This window comes from Phenylobacterium sp. (assembly GCF_035276905.1).
Taxonomy (GTDB): Bacteria; Pseudomonadota; Alphaproteobacteria; order Caulobacterales; family Caulobacteraceae; genus Phenylobacterium.
The window spans coordinates 1-4,751 of record NZ_DATELG010000329.1 but is presented as its reverse complement, the minus strand read 5'-3'; the positions used below and the strand labels follow the sequence as shown (position 1 = coordinate 4,751).

Below are 4,751 nucleotides of genomic sequence, written 5' to 3'. Positions count from 1 at the left end.
CGCCGATGCTGGTGATCAACGTGGCGCTGAGGAATTGGAAGTTCCTCGACAAACTCGGGGTCGCCGGCGTGCGGTGGTTCGGCGGCCTCGGCTGGTGGACCAGCCTGCGCCGCAACCTGGTGATCGACGGCCACGAGCCCCAGCCGCTCGATCCGAACAAGCCCGTCGTGCTGACGCAGTATATTCCGTTTCTGCTTCCGGATACGCCGTGGCCGCAAATGTGCACCCAGGCCCGCCTGGCGTTGTTCTCGATGTCCTATGCGGACATCGAGGCCCAGGTGCGCGAGCAGTTCAACAAGATGTTCAAGCCCTACGGCTTCGACGACAAACGCGACATCGCCGGCATCATCACCAACCGGCAGGGCCACGCCTATTTTGTCGGACCGCCGGGCTTTCACTTCGGCAAGGGCGGCAAGCCGGCGGCCAAGGAGATCCTGCGCGAACCCTTCCACCGGATCGCCTTCAGCCACTCGGAGCTCTCAGGCGCGCAGATGTGGGAGACCGCTGCAACCGAGGGCGAGCGCGCGGCCAAGCAGATGCTCGCCAAGCGGCTGTGAAGCTCGCGGGCGCGGGGAAAGGGCGCCGTGCGATCGCAAGGTCGCGCGGACCCTAACTTTCGCTGCGGAACAGGGGGCCCCCGTGGTGAAGCACCCAGGCGGCGACAGCGTTCAGCGGCGCTTCCAGCGTGCGCCCATATTCCGTTAGCGCATATTCGACCTGCAGCGGCTGGCTGCAAAGGATCCCTCGCGAGACCAGGCCCAGGCGCTCGAAGGCGCGCAGATGTCGGGTGAGTTCTTTCTGAGTGACCGGTTCAAGCCGGCGGCGAAGCTCGCCGAAGCGCAGAGGCGCCTCGGCGCGGTACAGCACGTACAGGATCGGAAACGACCACTTGCCGCCGATGTGATGGAAGAACTCCACCATCGGGCATCCGCCGCCACGCCGGATCACCGCGGCCTCGATGGTTTCGGTCAACGGCGGCAGTTCGTCGGCCGCGGGGAGAGGGGGCTCGGTATCCAAAAGGTGCCTACTCGCGTCGGGACTTTCGCCGGCTTAACTCAACAGTCCGAGCCCGTGAGGGGCCGTGGCCAGATGAGCATCAGAATGTCCGAGATGTCGATGTACTTCCCCGATCCGCAACCGGACGAGACCGAACCCTACTGCCTTTTCGGCCAAGCCCGTGCGCGCCCGGGGCTGGGTGACGTTCTGGCGGAGCGGCTGGTCAGCCTCGTCGCCCCAACTCGCGCGGAAAGCGGCGTCATCGCTTACCATGTTCACCGCGACCGGGACGACGGCGATCTCTTCAGGTTCTATGAGGCCTGGGCGTCGCGGGAACATCTTCGCGATCATCTTGGCCAACCGTACATACAGAGCTTCCTTGCGGAACGCTTCGAGTACCTCGCCGAGGATCTGCAGATCCAATTCGCCCGGATGATCAGTCCTGTGGGCTGATCGGATCTGCCGTGACAGTCGCGGAGCGTGCGCAGCTACACCATCACCAGGGACGCGACCCAGATGTCGGCGGCAGTATGGCGCCGGGCGAGGCGGTCACGATAGCGTACGACACGTTCACCCGAGATCGGCGCTTATGCTCAGTTCTCAAAGAAGTTCATTTCGAGGAGGACCCCGTGCGGATCGAATAGAAAGATCTGCCTCAGTCCGACTGAAGGATAGTAATGTGTGTCGTGCTGAAGCCCGCGCCCTTTCACTCGGCTCAACATCTCATCATGGCCGGTACAGTTGAGCGCGACATGATGGAGCGCCCCGGTGGGCCGGGGGGACAAATCGCGATCATAAACCCGCGGACAATCGAGCGAGTTCAAGTGGATGATAGGGCGACCTTCGGCATCGCACATCCACGCTGCGTTATCTCGCGTCAGCGGCGGCGGCCCATCACGCCGCTCGAGTGAGAGCATTTCGGTATAAAAGCGCGCCGCAGCATCCAGATCGGCGACGATGATGTTTACATGATCAAGAGCGTTCACTCTCATTGATATCTCCCCGCACCCGAAGCGCGCCTCAGATTCAGATCGCTTCGATATCGCTCTTTCGCTGGCGCGTTCAGGAGGCGCTGCGGAATGAGCCTCGGTTTGATCCTCTCAGCGGGGAAAGGTTGTCGCTTATCAGGCCGGCGTCAATGCAAGCACCCGCGGCGCGGCGCGCCGCCAGAGCGCGGCCAGCATGTCGCAGGTCCGCCTTTCCGCGTGTCGGCGGCCGTGTGGGACGCCCGCAAAACATTTTAGGCTTGAAATTTCGTGGCGCGCGGTCCAACGTTTGGAGGATCGCGGCGGCGAGCGGACCCTCCGGAGTGCGTCCGCAGCTGCGGAGGAGCGGATTTCATGCGAATCGTGTGCATCGGCGGTGGCGCGGCGGGGCTTTATTTCGCGCTTCTGATGAAGCGCCAGCATCCCGCTCACTCTATTGCGGTCATCGAGCGCAACCGTGCGTTTGACACCTTCGGCTGGGGCGTCGTATTTTCGGACGCAACCATGCAGTCGATGCGGGAATGGGACCCGGAAACGGCGTCTAAGATCGAAGACGCGTTCAATCACTGGGACGACATCGAGCTTCTATTCAAGGGGCGCAAGCTGCGTACGACCGGGCACGGTTTCGTGGGCATTGGTCGTAAGCGTATGCTCAATATCCTACAAGAGCGCTGCATAGAGCTCGGAGTCGAGCTTGTGTTCGAGCGAGAGGTCGATGGCGATCAGGAATTCCCGGATGCGGACCTGATCATCTCTGCTGATGGCGTGAATTCGAAGATCAGGAACAAGTACGCTGATATCTTCAAGCCAGACGCGCAGGTTCGGCCAAACCGGTATATCTGGCTCGGAACCGACAAGGTGTTCGATGCCTTCACCTTCGAATTCAAGAGGACCGAATTCGGCTGGTTTCAGGCCCATATCTACCGCTTCGACGATAAGACGTCGACTTTCATCGTTGAAACGACCGAAGACGTTTTCAATGCTCACGGGCTTGACCGAGCTGACCAGAACCAGTCGATCGCCTTCTGCGAGGGCTTGTTCGCGGAGACGCTCGACGGTCATAAGCTTATGACGAACGCGAGCCACCTGCGCGGTTCGGCCTGGCTCAATTTCAATCGGCTCATCTGTGAAAAATGGAGTCACTTCAACGGTAAGAGCCATGTCGCCCTGATGGGCGACAGCGTGCATACGGCGCATTTCGCCATCGGTTCCGGCACCAAGCTGGCGATCGACGATGCGATCGAGCTCACGCGCCAGTTCGATATCTTCGGCCACGAGGCCAAGAGCATTCCGGCTGCGCTTGAGGCTTATGAGCAGATCCGCAAGGTCGATGTCGCCCGTATCCAGAATGCGGCGCGCAATGCGATGGAGTGGTTCGAGGTGGTCGGCCACCGCTACGCTGATCAACTCGAACCGGAGCAGTTTATGTATTCGATGCTGACGCGCTCGCAGCGCATCAGCCACGAGAATTTGCGGCTGCGCGACAAGGCCTGGCTCGAAGGGTATGAGCGGTGGTTCGCCGCACGCGCCGGGGTGGAGGCTGCGGCCAATGAGGCTGCGCCGCCGCCGATGTTCACGCCCTACAAGGTGCGTGGCCTGGCGCTGCAGAACCGGGTCGTCATGTCGCCCATGGCGATGTACTCGGCGCGCGATGGGGCGCCGAACGACCTTCATCTCGTCCATCTCGGCGCGCGAGCCATGGGCGGCGCGGCGCTCGTCTTTCCCGAAATGACCTGCGTCTCGCCGGACGCCCGCATCACGCCCGGATGCCTCGGCCTCTGGAACGACAGCCAGGCCGGGGCCTTCCGTCGGGTTGTCGAATTCGTGCACGGCGAGACCCCGGCGAAGATCGGCGTGCAACTCGGCCATGCCGGCCGCAAGGGGGCGACGAAGCCGCCATGGGAGGGCATCGACCAGCCGCTGGACGAGGGCGGGTGGCCGCTGATCTCGGCCTCTCCTCTGCCTTACCTACCGCATTCCGTAGTCCCTCGCCCGATGACTCGGGAAGACATGTATCGGGTCATCAGCGACTTCGTCGCAGCCACGCGACGTGCGGCCGAGGTCGGCTTCGATATTCTCGAGCTCCATGCCGCTCACGGCTATCTGCTGTCGAGCTTCCTCTCGCCCCTCACCAACCTCCGCACGGACGACTACGGCGGCAGCCACGAAAACCGGGCGCGCTTCCCGCTTGAAGTCTTCCGCGCCGTAAGGTCCGTCTGGCCGGAGGCCCGACCCGTCTCCGTGCGTCTGTCGGCCCACGACTGGTTCGAGGGCGGCAACACCCCCGACGATGCGGCCATCTTCGCGGCGATGTTCAAGGACGCCGGGGCCGATCTGATCGACTGCTCGTCCGGCCAGGTCGTGAAGGAGGAGCAACCGGTTTACGGCCGCCTCTTCCAGACCCCCTTCTCCGACAAGATCCGCAATGAGATCGGGGTGGCGACCATCGCCGTCGGCGCCATCTCCGAAGCTGACCACGCGAACTCGATCATCGCCGCCGGTCGCGCCGACCTGTGCGCGGTGGCGAGGCCGCATCTGGCGGACCCCGCCTTCGTCATCCATGAGGCCGCCAAGATCGGCTACAAAGGCCAAGCTTGGCCCAAGCAATACCTCTCGGGCCGGCTGCAATACGAGACCAATTTGGCGCGCGCCGCCGAAGCGGCGGGCGGCGCTCGATGACGGACCTGCGGCATGCGTTCGTCACTGGGGCTGGCAGCGGCATCGGTCGGGCGGTCGCTCTGCGCCTTGCCGCGGCGGGCTACGCCGTTG

The 4,751-nt window shown here is 63.2% G+C and carries 5 protein-coding genes; 3 read left to right on the top strand and 2 right to left on the bottom strand.

What is annotated here, in order from left to right; translation table 11 throughout:
- Window positions 1–557 (top strand): hypothetical protein (locus tag VJS38_RS15500; RefSeq protein ID WP_324089053.1); only part of this gene is annotated, 557 nt, incomplete at its 5' end.
- Window positions 558–609: 52 nt separating this feature from the next.
- Here VJS38_RS15500 and VJS38_RS15495 read toward each other — a convergent pair.
- Window positions 610–1,017, bottom strand: a complete 408-nt coding sequence (locus VJS38_RS15495; protein ID WP_324089052.1) for a helix-turn-helix domain-containing protein — start codon at window positions 1,015–1,017, stop codon at window positions 610–612.
- Between the two features lie 84 nt (window positions 1,018–1,101).
- Between VJS38_RS15495 and VJS38_RS15490 the strand changes: the two genes are divergently transcribed.
- Window positions 1,102–1,449, top strand: a complete 348-nt coding sequence (locus tag VJS38_RS15490) for a putative quinol monooxygenase (protein WP_324089051.1) — start codon at window positions 1,102–1,104, stop codon at window positions 1,447–1,449.
- Between the two features lie 140 nt (window positions 1,450–1,589).
- Here VJS38_RS15490 and VJS38_RS15485 read toward each other — a convergent pair whose 3' ends face one another.
- Complete coding sequence (locus VJS38_RS15485; RefSeq protein ID WP_324089050.1) at window positions 1,590–1,988, bottom strand: VOC family protein; 399 nt, start codon at window positions 1,986–1,988, stop codon at window positions 1,590–1,592.
- 348 nt (window positions 1,989–2,336) lie between these two features.
- Between VJS38_RS15485 and VJS38_RS15480 the strand changes: the two genes are divergently transcribed.
- The gene (locus VJS38_RS15480; RefSeq protein ID WP_324089049.1) at window positions 2,337–4,661 is read left to right on the top strand and encodes a bifunctional salicylyl-CoA 5-hydroxylase/oxidoreductase; all 2,325 of its coding nucleotides are present in this window, start codon (window positions 2,337–2,339) and stop codon (window positions 4,659–4,661) included.
- Window positions 4,662–4,751 lie beyond the last annotated feature (90 nt).